Genomic DNA, 18136 nt, shown 5'->3' with positions numbered 1-18136 from the left:
CGCCCGGTACTTCGGCACGGACGCGATGAAGGTGGGGGATGGAGCAGTACATCGAGGGTCTGCGCTGTCAAGATGTCCATGCTGGCCTGCGAACGGTCGACCCGAACTCACCCGGCCTGATTCCCTTGAAGACCACCCGATTGGTCGGGATGGCTGCAGATGTGGCCGCGCTGATCCGGGACCGGCAACTCATCGCTGACGTGAACGCGCTGGAGACCGTGGCCGTTACGGAGTTGGACGTAGCCCCGACCGCCTTCGAGCAGGTTCTCGACCTGCTCGAAGAGGCCGAGCTCGTCGAACTCACCCGTAACCCGGCAGGCGAAGTCACCGGCCTGACCGAGAACGTCCCGATGTACCGTGACCTGTACGAGGATCTCGGCGGCCGGTGGCGGTCCCGCAGACCGAAGCAGTTCGAGGAGCAGATGCTGGCCGTTGTGGACCGCCTCGCCAGCGGTCCGGTCCCGGTTGAGGTCCTTTCCGAGGCGGTCAACCTGTCTAGCGCCGACGCCGGCCGAGTCGTGACCATCGGCCAGCAGTCCGGGCTGCTACGGACCGTCGCGACCATCGACGGCGACATCGCCTACTCGCCTTTTACCGCCTTCGAGCACCCCGACGTTCTCAACGAGTTGCTCACCACGCATGGCCCGGAGCGGATGCTCGCCGAGTTCGAGACCCTAAAGAACCACCAAGGGCTGGCGATCACCTCGACCGAGCACCCGCTGCTGGTCGACGCCGTCGCGCGCGGCCTTGTGCCCGCGCCGACCGTCCAACTGCCGGACCTCTCGATGCGGGCTTTCGCGACGCTGCCCTACACCCTGGACCGGGAACTACTCGTCACCCGCAAACCGGTCCTCGACAAGGCCCTAGCCATCATCGCGTGCGTGCGCTGCGCGGAGGACTTCGGCGGATTCAACAACGTGTCCCGGGCGGCACACCTCATCAACACCCTGCTTGAGGTAGGCAGCATCTCCCCGCATAGCTCCTCACAGCGGCAATACTTGCTGATGCGCAACCGCGGGATCATCACGTTCGGCCCGGACGACGTCTCCTGGGGTAGCTGGGTGCGCCCCACCCTCATCGACACACCGGACAACCGCGAGGCGTTGACCATCGCCCGAGACATGCTGCTCGCCGGTGAGCCCATGTCCACCGGCCGCGATACCTCCGACCAGGCCCGCGACATGCTCTCGCTCGACGCCCGGTACCTACAGCCGCTCCAAACCGCAGCCCGCAGCCGCGACCTGGTGCGCGTGCCGGACAAGGAGTACGGCAAGTTCTTCGACGTGATGATGGGCCGGGGAGCACTGTGAGCGAGCATGATCTGGCACAGAAAGCCGCCGTGCGACGTCTGCTCTGGCGCATGGGCTTCGCGACCCGCGTTGACGTGCCGCTGCGCGCCTACGTCCCGACGAGCAAGGACCGGCCGGGTCACGAGTCGTACACCGACCTTGACGTTCTCGGGATCACCATCGCGCCCGGCTTCCGCGTGCAGACCGCTATCGCCGATTGCAAGAGCACCTCCCGGAACACCACCGAACGGATGTTCTGGATTCGTGGTGTCGGGGACTTTTTCGGTGCCGACGCCGCCTACATGGTCCGCCCCGTCAAGACCACCGACGCCGCCCGGCAGCTCGCCGCCCGGCTGAAGATCGCCGTCGTCACCGGAGAGGACCTCACCGTGCTGGAATCCCAGCACCCCATCTCACTGGACCTGAATGACGCGCCACTGGCACGCCTGTTCGACGTTACTCAGATCGAGCAGTACCTCAAGGCGTTCACCGGGATGGACCGCAAACTCGCTCCGCTGCTGGAGTACCGGCAGTTCGACTTCTGGGTCTACGAGCCCTATCGCAACCTCACCCAGATGGTCAGCCATCTCGCCGACGCCGCGAGCACCCTCGACCCGGCAAACCCCCTGCATGCCGCGCTGCTGCTCGACTGCTCATGGCTGTACCTGCTCACGGTCTCCCGCGCGGTCGAACACATCCGCGCCACGCACGCCGCCGACGTTCAGACCTGCCTCCTCGAATACTTCTTCGGCGGCCAGGTGGCGCTCCGCGAGAAGAAGCAGATGCTCGAACAGCTCTCCCGCATCGTGCCGCCCGCCGCGCAAGGCGGCGCGCAACTGCTCCCGGCCTGGTACAACCAGCTTCTCGAACTCGTCGGCCGGTTCAACCGTTCACCACACGCATGCCTGCCAGCCCTGCAGTACGCCGAGATGCTCAGCGCGGCACTAGTCGCCCGTAAACGCACCACGGTGTCGAAAGCCTTCAGTGCTCACATCAACCCGATCGCCGCGAAACTCCTGTCCGACATCGTCGGTTTCCTGGTGGCCTCCGCCGGCTTGCACCCGAACTTCCGGACGATGGCCAGAGAACTGCTGATCCAGGACCTGACCAGCGGCCCTCGTCTCGCCCCGGCCGATAGGCCGAATGAAGAACGCGTCCCAGAGGGCATCGTCGAGTAAGGGTGGCCAGATCAGGTAGCCCCCGGAAAAATAGCGCAATGGGTGCCGGCAAGATGGTCTGTTTCTTCTATCGGCAGCTCCCGGACATGGCGCTCATTGGGAGGGGCTGTATCTCAACAGCCCGTCGCCGGGCCCGCCGGCGATGAAGTTGTCGGTGCTGTCGCCGATGAGCCGGTCGATCGTGGTGCCATCGAAGACGCTTTTGATATCGGCACCGATTTCGTCGGGCTTCCGCCAGCGGGCGAGGCCGGGCCACCATGCCTACGCGGCACCTACGCCGGCCGTCTTCCCGAAGTGCCGGACTCCTGCCAGGGGACAAGCGATCGCCGCCGGTTCGCGTAAAGTCCTCACATGCAACCGAGGGCGTTCGAGCAGCACATCGCGGTGTTCGGGGAGAGCGGCAGCGGCAAGACCGTCCTGCTCTCATCGTTCTACGGGGCCGCCCAGGAGCCGCAGTATCTGAAGAGGAGCCTCTTCCACATCCTGGCGGAAGACATCGGCCAGGGTAACCGGCTGCACAAGAACTACCTCGGCATGAAGGACGACGCGACGCTGCCGCTCACCACCCGGTTCGCCGCCACGTCGTACGCCTTCAAAGTTCAGATGAAGGACGGGTCGGATCCCGCGGTGGCGAAGTCCCGGCCCTTCGACGTGCTGCGGGTGGTCTGGCACGACTATCCAGGTGAGTGGTTCGAGCAGTCGGTGCAGAGCCCGGAGGAGGCCCAGCGCCGCGCCGACAGCTTCCGGTCCCTGCTGAGCTCGGACGTCGCCCTGTTGCTGGTAGACGGTCAGAAGCTCCTCGACAACGCGGGCGAGGAGGATCGGTACCTCAAGTCGCTGTTTAGCAACTTCCGCAACGGCGTACTGTCGCTACGGGACGAGCTGCTGGAGGACGGCAAGCCGCTAGCCCAGTTCCCGCGGATCTGGGTGATGGCGCTGTCGAAGGCCGACCTCTTGCCGGATCTGGACGTCTACCGGTTCCGTGATCTGCTCGTCGCCAAGGCCTGCGACGATCTAGAGCAGCTGCGCCAGGCCATCGTCGGGTTGGTGGAGGGCCGCGAGGCGCTATCGATCGGCGAGGATTTCGTGCTGCTCTCGTCGGCGAAGTTCGAGCCGGGCAAGATCACGGTGACCGAGCGCGTCGGGCTGGATCTGATCCTGCCGCTGTCCGCCATCCTGCCCTTCGAGCGGCACCACCGATGGCATGAGTTGACGCAGCTCCCGGCACGCGTGTTCGAGGGCCTACTCGGCCGTGCCGGCGACTTGGCGTCCGCGCTGCTGGCCAAGACCAGGCTTCCCGGCCCGCTGGGCCTGCTGATGAACCTCGTCGGTCCCGATCTCCTGAGCGATGCGGCGAAACTGGCCGGGGACAAGCTCCGAGCGGCCAACGCCGAGGCGCTGTCCAAGAAGGAGTTTCTCTCGGCCACGCTGACCGGCTTCCGGATGGATCTGGAGAAGGGCGAAGAGAACCAGATCCTGATCCGGAGCGTGCGATGAGCTTCATCTGGGCCACCCGCGGCCGGGCGTGGGGTTTTCGTTTCCTACTCACCGGTGGATTCTCGGACCCCCTTCCGGAGTACGAGGCCGCTTTCGCGGACGCCGGTGATGCGCCGGAAACCTGCCACCGTGCCGGGGACCGAGTTGCGTTGCGCATCGCGGACCCGCTGGGGCGTAAGGATCAGTCTGGACGGGTGATCCCGCACGAGTTCGTCGTCTGCGGGCCGCAGGCCGCGGAGATCCGTTCGGTGGCCGACGGTCTCGCGCTGGTGTGGCCGCAGGTGGCCGAAGAGTTCGAGCGGGTCTGGGAGACGCCCCGGCCGCCCTTCTGAAGCCGATCGCGGGCGCGAGGCGCGCCTACCTGATCCTGGCCGTCACGCTGCTTCCCGGACTTGCTCACGACGTGCTTATGGGCGCGAGCCGGTCGTTACGGGTGTCGGTTGTCTCGGGAGGCGTAGAGGTAGCGCCGCAGACAGCCAGCGCTGCAGACCACCCGTCAACCGGGGGATGGGGGATGTCGACCGGATCCCCGATGGCCCGTGCTCATGGACGTTCGGCATCATGGCCGGCATGGACGTCGAGGAACTGATCGCGCGCCATCCGCAGGTCTTCCATACGATGTCGGCGACCGCTTGGCCATCGCTGCAACGGCACGGCCTGCTGTCCACGCGGCAACTGATCGATTTGTTCGGCCTTGATGCCGGCGAGCGTGACCGACTCTTGAGTGCACCTCGCAAGCAGTCCACCGTTCTGCGCGCGCCCGGCCTGCCGCCGGCCGTGATCCGCGATCAGAAGCCGATGAAATTCATCGCCGAGAAAATTGAGCCTGACTCCTCGCTGGCCGAGTACCTCGCCGCCATCAACTCTCGGGTCTTCTTCTGGGCCAGCGCCGAGCGACTGGACCGGCTGCGTCAAGCAAAGGAGTACCGCACCGAGGACCAAGTCGTCCTGCACGTCGACACCCGCGCCCTCGTCGAGCGATACGGCCCACGAATCGAACTCTGCCGGCTCAACTCTGGGGCGGTGACGCAAAAGAACCACCCCATGCGAGGACACCGATCCTGGGTGCCGATCGCCGACTACCCCTACGACGAGTACCGCCGCCGGTTCGGCTGCGATGGCGCCCTGGTCGAGGTCACCGTTCTAGGCGCTGTCCCTGATATCCTCGACTTGACCGACAAGATCGAAGGCACCATCGACTGAGTCTCCACCGTTCGTGGCAACGGATGGCGATGCTCTCGGCAGTTGCCCCTATCGCTCGTACCTAGTACGGCAGCCGTCGTTTGCGATCTTCGGTTGAACTGGTGTGTCTGGCGGACTTTACGAGTTCGCTGCTTCGAGGATGGCGGTGAGACCGTCGATGGTCTGCTGCGCCTCGGCCTGGTCGGTCTCGGTCGTCCATCCTTGATGCCAGGGTCCGCCGGGACCGGCCACGAAGTGCAGCGCTTCGAGCGCGGACGTGGCAAGGTCGGGCACTGGCTCGGGCAGAATCACTGCGCTTGGTTCTTCGGACACTTGCGTAAGGCGGTGCTGTAGGTGCTCGCCGCCGGGAAACTTAGCGGCCACTAGGGCTGCCGCCGCTACTACTTGGTCGGGGAAGTACTCCCGCCAGAGGAGGCCGGGGTTGGCTAGGACTAGCCGAGCATTTGTCGTAGTGCCTCGGCGCGCTGTTGTGGGGGTCGCTCGGCTAGTTCGTCAAGGAAGTCCAGTGCGCCGTCACTGCTGAACGGTCCGGTTCCAAAGGTGCCCACATCGCCCTCGCCTCGATAGACGGCCACCGCCGATCATCAACGGTTGTGGACCTGACTGAAGATCGTGCGGTGGCCGGGCGCCGCAGCGTAAACCCTGCGCGGTGGCAGCGGATTCTGGCGGGGTTTAGGGGAGCAGGGTGGGAGCAGCGGGGTGCCCTGAACGGCCTTGAACTACGTCCAACAGCATCGAACGGCGCTCAACTGCACCCACCCCTGCCTGCGGCTCAACGTTTCCCCAGGTCAGGCCGGGTGCGGCGTCCTGTTTCCTGCGGAGTGCTCTGCGGCTTTGCGATGCATTCGATGGCGCTCTATGCCGCCTGGTAGGGGAGTATGCGCAGGTTGAGGTGGTAAGGAGCCGCTGGTTGGCCTGGCCTTGCAACTGGGAGCAGATTGGGTGCATGTTGGCGAAGTGGTCTCCGTGCCGAAGTGCTCACCGACTCCGGACGGAGACGAGGGCGTTGACCTGTGGTGATGCGGTCGAGCGGTGCGGCGTGACCTCCCAGTAGAGGTCGAAGTGCTCAGGCGTTGCTGCTCCCGGGATGGCTGGTGCCGGCCGACGTCTCGGTTCGCCTAAGGCCACGCCTATAGGTCTGCGTCAGATCGATGTGGAGCGTTGCGGGTGAGCTTGCTGGAGTCCGTTGCAGTTCCGTCATTCGAGACGCCGATCCCACGGGCAATGCCCTGACCAGGCGCTTCGGGGTGAAGACCTCTTCGGCGAACCCGAAGGTGTCAGACGGTTAGCTCCCGACCGTCAGTCGGACGCCGTCTGCTCGTGTCGATGCGGAGTTCGCGCCGGCTGCGATGATCAAGAAGGTTGGCCGATAAGCCACGAGCACGCACTTGTCACCATCCGTCGGCGGATCCAGTCGTGCAGGTCGGCGGGGTGCGGGTTGGCGGCGGATAGCCAGATGGTGAAGTAGGCGGTTTCGCGGCTGGTCATGCCGCTCGCTGTCGTGGTGTACCTGCTCAACGCGCTGCGACGGAGGACGGGTCGTCTCCGACCGGTGAAACTTCAGTTGGGTGGGTGCCAGAAGGAAACCGAAGGTCAGCGCTAGTCTGATGTTTCCTGCGTGCGGAATTTCTCGTCCATTGCCTGCAGCCGGGCATGCCGCGCGGCCTTTCTTTCCTCCGTGCGCGGGACGGGTCTCGGCCTGCGCGGGGCGCTTCTCAGTCCGGCGCCGAAGGTGTCGGTGTGTTTGAGGCTGGTCTCCGTTGCTGGTTGTGCCGGCCATGCCACCACCAGGTAATCCTCGACCGGCTCGAGTGCACCCAGATCGACGGCGATGTCGCGGCCGCGGGCGTGTATCCGGATCCGGTAGCTTCCCGGTCCTGACCGTGTCAGGACCGGGAGCTCTGGGGCATCGTTCATCACGCCGGAGACCACCATCCGGCCGGCGGGTGCGTGTACCGAGGTCTCGACGACGTCGTCCCAGCCGACGAGGTCGGTGGTGGCCGGTGGCGCATCCCTGGCATCCACGGTGACTTGCACGAAGCCGGAACTGATGCCGGTGAACACCACTACGCCACCGGGATGGGTCGAGCTCAGGCCGTTGTCATACGTGAGTGGTGGGCCGAGGACGGTGCCGGTATCGACAAGATGGAACATGTGATCGGTGACCGGCACCGCACCTCGTTGGTTCACCACCGGATCATATTCCGCCCCTACGGGGTGATCCAGACATAGAACGGGTCGGCGTTGAATATCCGCTGATCGATGTAGAAGCTGCCGAGTGCGCTGCCACCCTCACTGTTCTGGGTGTTGTCGATCATGCAAGCGCTGTACCCCGACGGTCCCGTCCCGGCTGGGAGTGGCACTTGACATCCGCCGAAGGTGCGGCCCGGGCCGCCGCCGCCCGTGGCCGCGCCTTGCTGGCTGGACTGGAACGGATACTCGTCACAGCTGAGCCCGGCCGGTCGCGGGTAGCTGCTCGGGCAGGAGCGGTTGTAGTTCGAGGTCTGCTGGGCGGCGTTCACCAGGCGGTTGAGTGGCGCCGGGTGAGACAGACCGTAGCTGGGGTGCGAGCCGGGTAGCCCGGAGTCCTGTGCGGCCAGGATGTGCCATGCGAGTTCCTCGTATGCCGAGGAGACGCTGTAGATCATGGCTGGCGGGATGTCTCGGATGATGCAGCCGGCCACGGTGTTGTTGCCAGGCAGGTTGTGATCGCAGCGGGTCACCGGCGGGGTGACGTTTACCGGAGTCGACGGGGCCACCCAGGACGGGTTGACGAAGTAGTAGGACCAGGTGGCGGTGGCGGTGCCGACCGAGCCGCGGGTGGTGGCGGTGGACCGGAAGAACGCCTCTCCTTCGACCTGGTTGGTGGTGGTCACGGCCTGCGGCAGGAAGTCGGAACTGTTGACGGTGCAGGCGCCGGTGCACGTGGCGGTTCCCTGGGCCAGGGTGCCGCCGATCGAGCCCCAGCCGCCATACATGTCAACCAGCCAGCGGTTTGAGTGGGCGCGCCGGTCGGGAACTCGCCGGTCGAGATGTCGAAGCGCACGGCCACCAACCGAGGCGCTGGACCTGCAACCTGACGTCCCCCCGGTGGGGGAAACCACTGTCGTATCCGTGTGGTGGAGTGCGTGCCATGGGTGTGCTGTACGACTACTTCCGGGCCAAGGACGACGCTGCGGCTGGATCGACGGCAAGGACCAGGCCGAGGAGGTCGCCGAGGGCGTGCGCGAGGCGAGCGTCAGCCAGTTCGTAGCGGCTGCGGCGGCCTTCGGGCACGGCGACGACGAGGCCGCAGCCCCGCAGGCACGCCAGGTGGTTGGACAGATTCTGCCGGCTCGTGCCCAGCAGGTCGGCCAGATCTGACGGGTAGCCGGGCCTCTCGCGCAGCGCGAGCAGGAGGCGGGCGGGGACCGGGTCGGACAGAGCATGACCGAAACGGGCCAGCACCTGCCCGTGCGTCAGGGTCTCCACCACCCGACAGTACATCATCTAATGAATAAACCATACGCTGAACTATGTGGCCACGCGCCTTGACGTGGGGCGATGACGGCGGCGGTGCGTTCGCCGCCATGATCGGCCGCGCCCCTCAACGCTCCCCAGCTGCCGGCGAATACCGGGTGCGCGTCAGCGGTCTGCTATGGCTGTGGGCGGTGTGCGTTCTCGACCAGGGTCGAGGCGACGTCGCGTACTTTTCGGTTGGCGTCCTGCGACAGTTTGCTCAGGATGGCGAAGGCCTGCTCGGGGGTGCAACGGCGCTCGCCCATGATGATGCCTTTGGCCTGTTCGATGACCGCCCGGCTTTCCATCGCTTTCTGCATGTGCCCGGCCAGGGTGGCCTGGGTTTCGTACAGGTGGGCGTTGGCCAGGCCGACGGCGGCGAAACCGGCGAAGGTCTGGGCGATCGCGATCGCGTCGTCGTCGAAGGCGTTCGGTGTGGTGGCGTAGATGTTCAGCGCACCGGTGACCTGCTCGTGCACGGGCAGCCCGACCGACAGGGAGCTGTGCGCGCCGGCCTGGGCGGCGGTCTGGGCCCAGCCGGGCCACCGCTGCTCGCTGCCGGTGTCCGGCACGATCAGGGTGGAGGTGCTCTCAGCGGCCTGCAGGCACGGGCCGTAGCCACGTTCGTACTGCTTCTCGTCCAGGGTGAGGGCAAGTTCGCCGGTGAACGCGGCGGTCTGCGGTTTGTTGCTGTGCAGCAGGGTGACACTGACCTCACTGGCCCCGGGGATCGTGCGCTTGGCCAGGTGCGCGATCTTGTCCAGCAGGGTGTCGAGGTCGATGTCGGCGAGTCGGATACGGCCGAGCTCGGCGAACGCCTCGTGCGGGTCCATGGGTTCGACGTGCGTCATCAAAGCGTCCTTAACGAGGGCGCGTACCACCAGCAGATGTCTGGGGTGGGGTGCGGGATCGCTGTAGGACTCCTGAGCCGGAGTCCGGGATCCGCGCCGCTTTATGACGCTGGTCTCGACGGCGCCCATCGAAGGCGCCGTGCCACAGGTGCCCAGCCTATCCCTACCCGGACGTCGGGGGTCATCCACGTCCTGCCGTGCCCGCGTGCCGCCCCTCGCCATGGTCGGCGGCGGTTCGCGAAGGCGCCTACGCTTGGGGCCTGTAGTCGACGCCTTCAACCGTCGACCGAACCATCGTCAAGAAGCGGCGTAGGTCTAGGACACCCCGGAGCGGTGGCCTGTAGTGACCTACGCACGCCGGCCCTGCCGAGGCGCCGAAGTGCCTTTGAGGACGCGCTCTTGACGGACAAGCAGCCCATGTAGCCCATCGATGCCTTCGCGCAACTCGGGCGGATAAGCCTAGCGAGGTGAGTCTCCGCGACATGTTCCAACGCGTCGTCGACCTCGCCGGGCCAGCATCCCGGGGGTCGCCGAGGCATCCGTCAGCGTGCTGCGGGCACTGACGCCCACACCCCGGGGTGCACCGGCGGCCTCGCTCTGTCCCTCGACGAGTCGCAGTACACGCTGGGTGAAGGCCCGTGCCTGCAGGCCGCACGCGCCACCACCATCAAGTCCGTCAGCGACATGGCAACCGAAAGCCGGTGGCCGGGCTGGACCGCCGGCGCGCTGCGGGCAGGAGCCCGCAGCTCCCTGTCCATCGGGCTGCCGGCCCACGCCACCGGCGGGGCGCTCAACCTCTACGCCACCGACTCCCATGCCTTCGACGCCGACATCGTCGCCGTGGCGCAGGCCTTCGCCAGCTACGCCACTCTCGCCATGGCCAGCGACCACCTCAACAACGTCCAGGTGCCCCTCTCGCAACACGTGGACGCCGCCATGGACAGTGAAGCTGTCATCGAACAGGCCAAGGGGATCATCATCGGCGAGCGGCGCTGCACCCCCGACCAGGCATTCGCCGGCCTGACAACGATGGCGCGCGACACCAACCGCACCGTCCGCGAGGCCGCCCAAGCCATGGTGGAGCGCACCGCCGAAACCGCCGGACAGCAGTAGGCAGCGGCCCGCCGGCTCCGGCCACGGCGCACCCACCTACCTGCACACCATTGGCCAATAGCCGTGCCGCTCGGGCCGGTGCGGCTGCTGACGAGTGGCAGAACCCCGCCGGCCCTTCTAGGCTCTCCTCTGGGTCAAGCCACGTGCCCAACGCGATCCCGAGTCTCGGGGTCCGCACGTGACGGACGACCCCAGCAACCGCAGCGGCCGTGAAGGCCCACTTGGATGTCCCCTGATACAGGTTGGTGCGGACGGCTGGCGGCCCGCCCCGGTCTGGACACGATGCGGCCTCCCCACCCGGAGGTCGCGACGACGCCCAGATCGGACAGCGGAGGATACCTATGATCACCGTTTCGACGGGTCGGCCCGCGCCGACGAACAGCCTGGCTGACCGCAGCACCGCTCCCGATTCGCCGGCCAGCCATCTCCTCGCCGTGATGGTCGCGTTGCCGGCTGGCGATCTGTCCAGGCCCGCCGCCCGGGCCCGGGCCATCGAGGCCTGGCTCCCGCTGGCCCATCACCTCGCCCGTCGCTACAGCGGCCGTGGCGAGCCGAGCGAGGACCTGACCCAGACGGCGGCACTGGGGCTGATCAACGCGATCGACAGGTTCGACCCGACGCGTGGGATCGAGTTCGCCAGCTACGCGATCCCGACCATCGTGGGAGAGATCAAGCGCCACTTCCGTGACCGCACCTGGGACGTCCGTGTTCCCCGACGGCTGCAGGAGCGGCGGATGGCCATCGCCGAGGCCAACAACACCCTCACCCAGCTGCTGGGCCGCTCGCCGACCGCCGCCGACGTCGCCCGGCACCTGGACCTCACGGAGGAGGAGGTCCTTGAGGGGCTGGAGGGCGCCCGCGCCTACAACGCGGTCTCACTGTCCACCCCGATCGGCGATGGCACCACGCACAGGGAACTGGGCGACACGCTCGGCGGCGACGACAACGAACTCGCTCTCGCCGAGCTGAGGCTGGCTCTCACATCGGCTCTCGCGCGCCTTGACGAACGGGAGCGGAAGGTCGTCGCACTGCGCTTCCACGGCAACCTGACCCAGCAGGGCATCGCCGAACAGGTCGGGGTGTCACAGATGCACGTCTCCCGCCTGCTGACCCGCGCCCTGGCCAAGCTGAGGGTGCAGCTCACTGCCACCCCGTGAGAGCGACCCGTTGGCCCTGCGGCGGTCGGTGGATCCGGCCGCCGCAGGGCCAACGGCGCCCTCGCCGTACCGGTACTACAGGGGGTTGGCTGGCACCGACGAGGTGCGATCTCGGCAACTGATCCAGCACCCTGGGTTCCGGGTACGGGCCTGTCGTCGTGATGTCCGGTGAGGGCCGCAGCCTCAATGAGCGACCTGCCGGCCCGGCCGCCTTCACCCGCGGGATCAGGTAGGCCTCCTCGGCCGTGCTGTGTCGCCGATGCATGATCATCCCGAGGGCCTGCTGGAGGACGGCACGCACGGCGAAGGCTTCGACGAGTCCGCTGACGAGTTCCTTGGTGCGCAGGGCCGACGACGGTGGGTTCTTGCGCAGCCATCACGGGTGTCGCTGCGGAGTCAGGTGTTCGTCAGCCGGAAGCTCCGCAGGGCGCCGGTTGTGGCGAGGATGTAGGTGACGCACGGCGCGGGGTTGCGCAGGAGGACGGCGGCCCTGGCATCGGTGGCGATGTCCTGGGCCTGAAGCAGCGCGCTCACGCCGTGTGCGCCGAAGAACCTCACCGCGGACAGGTCTACCGCGATCACCGGCGCAGGCTGGCGGCACACGAACTCCACCAGTTCGGTGAGCAGGTGCGCGTTACTCATATCGATCTCACCCGAGACGGTGATCAGTCTGGCCGAGCCGTCATCGGTCAGTTCCAATGACATGATCGGCTCACGGAGCCTGGGGCGGTCCAGCGCGGTGGCAGGTCGGGGCCTCGGCCCGATCCGAGGTATGCCGTCGGTCAACATGGCGCCTCCGCTTCCCCTGGGGCTGCCCGCCGTCGGGTGCGAAAGTGCGTGCAGGCGGGCGGTGGAGGGCGCATGTCTTGACCCGGGATGATCCCTACCCGCACGAACCGGCGGTACACCTCCCAGCTGCCGCACCTCACGACGTCCAAGCCCACGACCGCGGTCTCGCCACAAGGAGTGCTAACTGTCGGTGCCCCGGTACCAGTGCCAGGGGGAGGAGTGCCCGATCTGGCCAGGCCCCGACGGGTAATCGAGTGATCGGGTGATCTCGACGCACCGTCCCCGTCCTCAGGCCGCGTCGGTTTGGTGCCCGGTGCTCCGGGGCACGTTCGTGGGCGTTGACCTGTAGAAATGGGGTTTGTCATGGGCGGAGAAGGCACGACCACCGGGACACGTTCGTCGGACGGCACGGCTGGGCAGAACGGCCGGCGTTCCATGCGGCGTGGCCACCCTGAGGGGCCACCATTTCGCAAGCCTCGATGGCCGAAGGCCTACGCCTTCGCGCTGGTCACTGGCGCGTTGTTCCTCCTGTCCTGGATTGGCCAATTCTTCTTCCAAATGACCGTGGAAAGCAACGAGGCCACCCAGCACGGGCAGGCGTTCTCGTGGAGTGAATTCCTTCCCCAGTTCTTCTCGTCAACACTGGAGAATTGGCAGTCCGAGTTCCTCCAGCTGATCTGGCAGGCCGCCGGTCTGGCGCTCTTCTACTACTGGGGCTCGTCCCAGTCGCGCGAGTCGGACGAGCGGATCGAGGCCAAGCTCGACGCCCTGCTCCGCGAGCGGAACCTGGACCCGGAGAACCCGTGACGGTTGGGCGCCGTCCCGGGGGTGCAGGCGTAGCCTCGGCTGACTGATCGTCAGAGGCGGTTGTCGATCATTCGTCCCTAACGAGAGCCGACATTCATGCCTCGTGCCATCTGCCGCCGCCTCTCCCAGGTGCCGTGCAGCGTTGCCATCCTCGAAGGGACTGTCCTGGTCGGGGATGCTGTGGTCCTCTCCCTGCAAACGGGGCGGCAAGGAGCCGGTGAGCAGCTAGCGTTGGCTATCGCCAGCGGATGGCCGGCTGTGCGACGGTGAGCTTGACGTCATAGCCTGGGGCCGAAGCTGGGGCGCGGTTCGCGACAGCGTCCCGGTCAGGCCCCGGTCGGTAAGAAAATCCCGGCCGGGGCCGCCCCGCCCAGTTGAGGGAGCAGCGGGATGGCCAGCAGTGACAGGGACACGGGCGCGGGTCAGCCGCAGCCGGTGGAGGTGGACGATCTCGCGGCGAAGCTGAGTGATCTGGCGCGGACGTTGCAGCACGAGGAGAGCGTCGAGGCGACCCTGCAGGCGATCGCGGAGGCAGCGGTGGGCACGGTGCCAGGTGCCCAGTACGCCGCCCTGTCGGTGGTGGAACACCGCCGGGAGGTCCACACCCGGGCCGGCACCTCCGACCTGGCGTACGCGGTGGATCGGGTGCAGTACGAGGTAGGTGAGGGCCCGTGCCTGAGCGCGGTCTACGAGCAGCAGACCGTGCACCTGCCGGAAATGACCGCCGAGACGCGGTGGCCCCTGTTCACCCAGCGCGCCGCCGAGTTGGGCGTGTCGAGCATGTTGTCGTTCCAGCTGTACGTGCAGGAGGACAACCTGGGCGCGCTGAACCTGTACTCCTCGCGCACGCACGCCTTCGACGACGACTCCGCGCACGTGGGGCTGCTCTTCGCTGCGCACGCCGCCGTGGCGATGTCGGGCGCGCAGCACCTCGAACAGCTCAATCAGGCGATGTCAGTGCGGGATGTCATCGGGCAGGCGAAGGGCATCCTGATGGAGCGTCACAAGCTGACCGCCGATCAGGCCTTCGCCGTCCTGGCGCGGGCCAGTCAGCACACCAACCGCAAGCTCGTCGACGTCGCGGCGGACCTGACGGCGACCGGCGACCTGGCCCGCCGCGCATCCCGGTAAGTCGGCGCCGTCCGGGTGTCACCTGCTCGGACAGGCGCCCGTGTGCTTGCGAAACTCGGTCTTCGGGCCGGCGTCGGTTCAGAGTTGAGCAGGCGGGGGCAGGTGTTCGGGCACGCCGAGGATGCCGAGTAGTCCGCTGATGGCCAACACCCTCCGCACAATAGGACTCACCTTGCTCAGACGTAGCTCACGTCCCGCCTCGTGGGCGTGTTCTTGGCAGGTCAACAGGCACCTGATGCCGGCGGAGTCCAGGAATGACACACCGCCGAGGTGCACGTCGATGCTCCGGATGTCCTGCTCGCTCAGGATGGCCCGCACCACCTGTTCGAAATGATCGGTGACGGGTCCGTCCAGTTCGCCGACGGCAGTGATCCGGGCCCGTGTCGAGGGCTCAACGTGCACGTCGATCCGCAGGAGGCCTTCCTCAGCCGGACATTGAACGCGCACGTAAGGGTGCACGAGGGACCTCCCGCAAGAGCCGCGGTCACGTTCCCTCACTGCTGAAGGCAGAACTTGTTCGACAGCAACTATGCACCCTCGCCGCCCTGCCGTCCAACCCCCGGATGCGGACGATCACATCGGCGATGACGTGCCGAATCAGAGCTTCTGGATCGGTGCGGTGCGGGCTACGAGCGCCGCGGCGACGTCGCGAAGTCTGCGGTTGGAGTGCTGGGAGATTTTCGCGAGAATCGCGAAGGCCTCGTCGGCAGTGCAGCGTCGCTCGCTCATGATGATGCCCTTGGCCTGTTCGATCACCGCGCGGCTTTTCATCGCTGCCTGCATGTGCTGCGCCAGGGTCATCTGGGTGTCGTACAGGTGGGCGTTTGTCATCGCCACGGCGGCGTAGTCGCCGAACGTCTCCGCGAGGGTCACCGCATCGGCCCGGAAGGCGTCGGGTCGGGTGGAGTAGAGGTTGAGCGCCCCGGTCACCGACTCGTACATCGGCAAGCCGATCGACAGGGAACTGCGGGCCCCGGAGGCGAGGGCTTGACCGGCCCAGTCCGGCCAGCGGCTCTCTGCCGCCATGTCGACGACGTGCACGGTAGTGGTAGCCGCTGCTGCCAAGAGACAGGGCCCGTGGCCCTGTTCGTACTGTGCTTCGTCCAGCATGAGGGCAAGTTCGCCGGTGAAGGCCGCGGTGTGCGCGCCGCCGGCCCCGACCAGGGTGATGGAGACCTGGTCGGCGCCCGGAACGGCCCGGGTGGCCGAGCCGGCAACCCGGGACAGCACGCCGCTGAAATCCGTTTCGCTGAACTTGATCCGGCCCAACTCCGCGAAGGCAACGGCAGGCAGCAGCGGATCTACGTCATTCATGTCTGGTGTCGCTCAGAAGGGCACGTCACAGACGCTCCAGCGGGCGCCCGGGCATGCGGATCACTGCAGGGCACCCAAAGAGAAACCCAGGAACCGCGCCGCTTCATGACGCCGGATCGCCGACACCCAGAGAGGCGCCGGCCACAGATGAGACAGCATAGCGCTTACATGCACCTTCGGCGCATGCCCAAACCTGTCCGGCCTTGCATCTGGGAGCAGATTGGGTGCAGGTTGGCGAAGAGGTCTCCGCGCCCGAAGTGCTCCCAGATGCCGGACAGATACGAGGGCTTTGACCTGCGGTGATGCGGTGGAGCGGTGCGGCGTGACCTCCCAGTGGATACCGAAGAGGTCAAGCCTCCGGCCTGTCGACTGGCTGGTGCCGGCCGTTGGACTGAGGCCTGTCGGCGCCAATCACGAGGGCAGCCCGCATCGATGTACGGCTCTGGCTGTCGTCGCGGTGGCGTCGGTCCGGGTCCCGCAAGCTGAGACCCAAATCCCACTGGCGAACCTGTGAGCGGGGTTTCCTGAATGGTGACCTCTTCGGCGAATGCGAAGGCGTCAGCATGAGTGGCTCACGCCTCAGGAGCGGCTAACGTCCGCACACGTTGAAGAGCGTGCGTGCTGCGGCCGACGAGCCCTCGCGGCCGACGGCTGCCGGCCAGGCCAGGCGGGTTTACCCTCCGGGTATGACGGACGCCGTGGCACCGAGGGAGGGAATGGTGATCAGCATCCGGACACGACGCGACGTCGTCGTAGTGGACCCGGACCGGTTCATGGCCGCAGCACGGCAGGCGCTGTGCGACCGCAACCCGGGTCTGACCGATGCGGAGGCGGCCGAGGCGGTTACTGACGTCTACGACGCCGTACACACCCTGCTCGATCGGGACGGAACGCTCGCCGCCGACGCCGTGGACGGCGAGATGGTTGGTGTGGGTGGACGTCGGCCTGGGGCGCGGGTGAGCGGACGGCCGGACGGCCTGTCGCCGGCCGGCTGGCTGCAAGAGGTGGTACTCGATGATACTCAGCCCCTGCAGGACTACGGCTGTTTCCTTCCGGAGGACCCCTTCGCGGTGTCCCGTGCCCGGGGTGGCGTGGAATCCTCACCACGGCCCGAGTGACTGCGCGCGGATGGCCCACGGAGGTGCCGACGAGCAGGCGCTCGTCGAACGGCCCAACGCCCAGCACGACTTGGCATCGCTGGCTCCATCACTCCGTCTCTGCGGGGCCAGGCAGACTCACCTCACAGATGCGATGTTCTTCCTGCACGGCTTCCTCCATGAATGTCCTCAGTATCGGTAGTGGCAGGCCAGAGTTGGTCAGCAAGACCTCGGCGCCGCCGGCGCTTTCGTTGGCGAACGTGATAGTCACGAGAGCCGGACCTAGCTCGCCGTCTATCAGTTCCGCTAGCTCGAGCGCCCGGCCGTCATGCCGCATAGCGTCGTGGTAGGCCATTACCTGGAATCGCCGACCGCCGTATTCAAGAGGCACCATCACCGGCAGACCTTCGCATGACGCGCGCTCACCCTGCCGCCACGCCATGAAAGTCGAGGCCGTTGCCAAGGCGTCCGCGCTTCCGCCGCGCTCTGGTGCAGGTGCACGGTTGGCCCGACGGGGTTGTGTTCGGGAGCCCGCTCATTATGAGCCGGCTCCCCGGAGCCTGGCCCGACTCGAACGGTGCTGCCACCCCTGGGCTCAGTGACGCGCGGTACCGGCGCCGCGCGTTGGGCAGGCCGGCCTCAAAGCGTAGTTCACCCGGGCCCCAGAGGTGTCCGCACATGCGGCGATCCGGGCGTCACGAGGCGTGACTGGCGTTGTAACCCTGAGCATCTGACCGGGCGCAACGCCAGCCGGACTTGCAGGCGTCAGCTCCCGCGCAGAATCTGGTCCCGGTACTGCTGGAAGCCGTGCCAGCCGGCGGTCTGAGTGGGCTCGCCGGTCAGGAACTCGCCGGTCGAGATGTCGAGAGCGCGACCACCAACCGAGGCGACGATCCGCGCGATAACGACCAGAACGTCGTCGCCGCCTCCACGCACGTACAACATGATCGAATCAACGGGATCGTGCGACCCGATGTTGAGCTCGATGTGGCAAGTCGGCCCGACCAAGCGCCCCCACTCAGGATCCGAGAGGTCGAGGTCCCGGAGGTTTTCACGTAACCACCGCCTGACATCCGGCCCGGTTCCCAACGGCGACGGGTTGAAGTCCTGCGGAAGCTGGTCAACCGACCTGGCGTCGGCCGGGGCGTCGAAGATCAGAACGTCCCAACTCATGGCGTCCCCCCGGCGTCCTCAGCCAACTCGGCACTTTAA

At 66.8% G+C, this 18136-nt stretch carries 21 protein-coding genes; 10 read left to right on the top strand and 11 right to left on the bottom strand.

Annotated elements, in window-relative coordinates:
* The first annotated feature begins 149 nt into the window (after positions 1-149).
* The 5 genes from FBZ33_RS20010 to FBZ33_RS19990 all read left to right on the top strand — a co-directional run bounded on the left by FBZ33_RS20010 (position 150) and on the right by FBZ33_RS19990 (position 5167).
* The gene (locus FBZ33_RS20010) at positions 150-1310 is read left to right on the top strand and encodes a hypothetical protein (protein WP_141910259.1); all 1161 of its coding nucleotides are present in this window, start codon (positions 150-152) and stop codon (positions 1308-1310) included.
* On the top strand, positions 1307-2467 hold the full coding sequence (locus tag FBZ33_RS20005) for a hypothetical protein (RefSeq protein ID WP_141910258.1): 1161 nt from the start codon (positions 1307-1309) through the stop codon (positions 2465-2467). The genes FBZ33_RS20010 and FBZ33_RS20005 overlap by 4 nt, the downstream gene beginning before the upstream one ends.
* A 351-nt stretch (positions 2468-2818) precedes the next feature.
* A complete protein-coding gene (locus FBZ33_RS20000) occupies positions 2819-3964 on the top strand; it encodes an ATP/GTP-binding protein (protein ID WP_099855374.1) in 1146 nt (381 codons plus the stop codon).
* A gap of 194 nt (positions 3965-4158) precedes the next feature.
* Positions 4159-4296: a hypothetical protein gene (locus FBZ33_RS33080; RefSeq protein WP_199177166.1), complete on the top strand. Its 138-nt coding sequence runs from the start codon at positions 4159-4161 to the stop codon at positions 4294-4296.
* 238 nt (positions 4297-4534) lie between these two features.
* Entirely contained in the window at positions 4535-5167 is a 633-nt protein-coding gene (locus tag FBZ33_RS19990; RefSeq protein ID WP_141910257.1) for a hypothetical protein, read from the top strand.
* A 117-nt stretch (positions 5168-5284) separates the two neighbouring features.
* Here the strand turns inward: FBZ33_RS19990 and FBZ33_RS32835 are convergent, their stop codons facing one another.
* The 6 genes from FBZ33_RS32835 to FBZ33_RS19965 all read right to left on the bottom strand — a co-directional run bounded on the left by FBZ33_RS32835 (position 5285) and on the right by FBZ33_RS19965 (position 9516).
* Complete coding sequence (locus tag FBZ33_RS32835; RefSeq protein WP_158240953.1) at positions 5285-5458, bottom strand: hypothetical protein; 174 nt, start codon at positions 5456-5458, stop codon at positions 5285-5287.
* Positions 5459-5598: 140 nt separating this feature from the next.
* Entirely contained in the window at positions 5599-5715 is a 117-nt protein-coding gene (locus tag FBZ33_RS33775; RefSeq protein WP_185755362.1) for a DUF4259 domain-containing protein, read from the bottom strand.
* A gap of 1051 nt (positions 5716-6766) precedes the next feature.
* Positions 6767-7357: a hypothetical protein gene (locus FBZ33_RS19980; RefSeq protein WP_141910256.1), complete on the bottom strand. Its 591-nt coding sequence runs from the start codon at positions 7355-7357 to the stop codon at positions 6767-6769.
* Positions 7358-7377: 20 nt separating this feature from the next.
* A complete protein-coding gene (locus FBZ33_RS19975) occupies positions 7378-8145 on the bottom strand; it encodes a hypothetical protein (RefSeq protein WP_141910255.1) in 768 nt (255 codons plus the stop codon).
* A 172-nt stretch (positions 8146-8317) separates the two neighbouring features.
* A complete protein-coding gene (locus FBZ33_RS19970; RefSeq protein WP_141912818.1) occupies positions 8318-8653 on the bottom strand; it encodes a helix-turn-helix transcriptional regulator in 336 nt (111 codons plus the stop codon).
* Between the two features lie 149 nt (positions 8654-8802).
* Positions 8803-9516: a GAF and ANTAR domain-containing protein gene (locus FBZ33_RS19965; protein WP_141910254.1), complete on the bottom strand. Its 714-nt coding sequence runs from the start codon at positions 9514-9516 to the stop codon at positions 8803-8805.
* A gap of 537 nt (positions 9517-10053) precedes the next feature.
* Here FBZ33_RS19965 and FBZ33_RS19960 point away from each other — a divergent pair.
* Together FBZ33_RS19960 and FBZ33_RS19955 are read left to right on the top strand one after the other, a co-directional pair.
* Positions 10054-10629 (top strand): GAF and ANTAR domain-containing protein, encoded by a 576-nt coding sequence (locus FBZ33_RS19960; protein WP_370453094.1) that lies wholly within the window; start codon positions 10054-10056, stop codon positions 10627-10629.
* A 341-nt stretch (positions 10630-10970) separates the two neighbouring features.
* On the top strand, positions 10971-11786 hold the full coding sequence (locus tag FBZ33_RS19955) for a SigB/SigF/SigG family RNA polymerase sigma factor (RefSeq protein ID WP_141910252.1): 816 nt from the start codon (positions 10971-10973) through the stop codon (positions 11784-11786).
* 396 nt (positions 11787-12182) lie between these two features.
* On the opposite strand, the gene FBZ33_RS19950 is transcribed toward FBZ33_RS19955, so the two are convergent.
* Positions 12183-12491, bottom strand: a complete 309-nt coding sequence (locus FBZ33_RS19950) for an STAS domain-containing protein (RefSeq protein ID WP_185755361.1) — start codon at positions 12489-12491, stop codon at positions 12183-12185.
* 435 nt (positions 12492-12926) lie between these two features.
* Here FBZ33_RS19950 and FBZ33_RS33770 point away from each other — a divergent pair, with 435 nt between their 5' ends.
* Complete coding sequence (locus FBZ33_RS33770) at positions 12927-13382, top strand: DUF6766 family protein (RefSeq protein ID WP_370453023.1); 456 nt, start codon at positions 12927-12929, stop codon at positions 13380-13382.
* Positions 13383-13772: 390 nt separating this feature from the next.
* A complete protein-coding gene (locus FBZ33_RS19940) occupies positions 13773-14513 on the top strand; it encodes a GAF and ANTAR domain-containing protein (protein ID WP_141910249.1) in 741 nt (246 codons plus the stop codon).
* A gap of 78 nt (positions 14514-14591) precedes the next feature.
* Here FBZ33_RS19940 and FBZ33_RS19935 read toward each other — a convergent pair whose 3' ends face one another.
* Both FBZ33_RS19935 and FBZ33_RS19930 read right to left on the bottom strand, forming a co-directional pair.
* Positions 14592-14915, bottom strand: a complete 324-nt coding sequence (locus FBZ33_RS19935; RefSeq protein ID WP_185755360.1) for an STAS domain-containing protein — start codon at positions 14913-14915, stop codon at positions 14592-14594.
* Positions 14916-15110: 195 nt separating this feature from the next.
* Positions 15111-15827 (bottom strand): GAF and ANTAR domain-containing protein, encoded by a 717-nt coding sequence (locus FBZ33_RS19930; RefSeq protein ID WP_141910247.1) that lies wholly within the window; start codon positions 15825-15827, stop codon positions 15111-15113.
* A 686-nt stretch (positions 15828-16513) separates the two neighbouring features.
* On the opposite strand from FBZ33_RS19930, the gene FBZ33_RS19925 reads away from it, so the two are divergent.
* The gene (locus FBZ33_RS19925; protein WP_141910246.1) at positions 16514-16945 is read left to right on the top strand and encodes a hypothetical protein; all 432 of its coding nucleotides are present in this window, start codon (positions 16514-16516) and stop codon (positions 16943-16945) included.
* Positions 16946-17033: 88 nt separating this feature from the next.
* Here FBZ33_RS19925 and FBZ33_RS19920 read toward each other — a convergent pair whose 3' ends face one another.
* Together FBZ33_RS19920 and FBZ33_RS19915 are read right to left on the bottom strand one after the other, a co-directional pair.
* A complete protein-coding gene (locus tag FBZ33_RS19920) occupies positions 17034-17321 on the bottom strand; it encodes a hypothetical protein (RefSeq protein ID WP_141910245.1) in 288 nt (95 codons plus the stop codon).
* Between the two features lie 368 nt (positions 17322-17689).
* Entirely contained in the window at positions 17690-18097 is a 408-nt protein-coding gene (locus FBZ33_RS19915; protein WP_141910244.1) for a hypothetical protein, read from the bottom strand.
* Positions 18098-18136 lie beyond the last annotated feature (39 nt).

This window comes from Micromonospora sp. A202 (assembly GCF_006715105.1).
Lineage (GTDB): Bacteria > Actinomycetota > Actinomycetes > Mycobacteriales > Micromonosporaceae > Micromonospora > Micromonospora zamorensis.
This window is presented reverse-complemented; position numbering and strand designations above follow the sequence as displayed.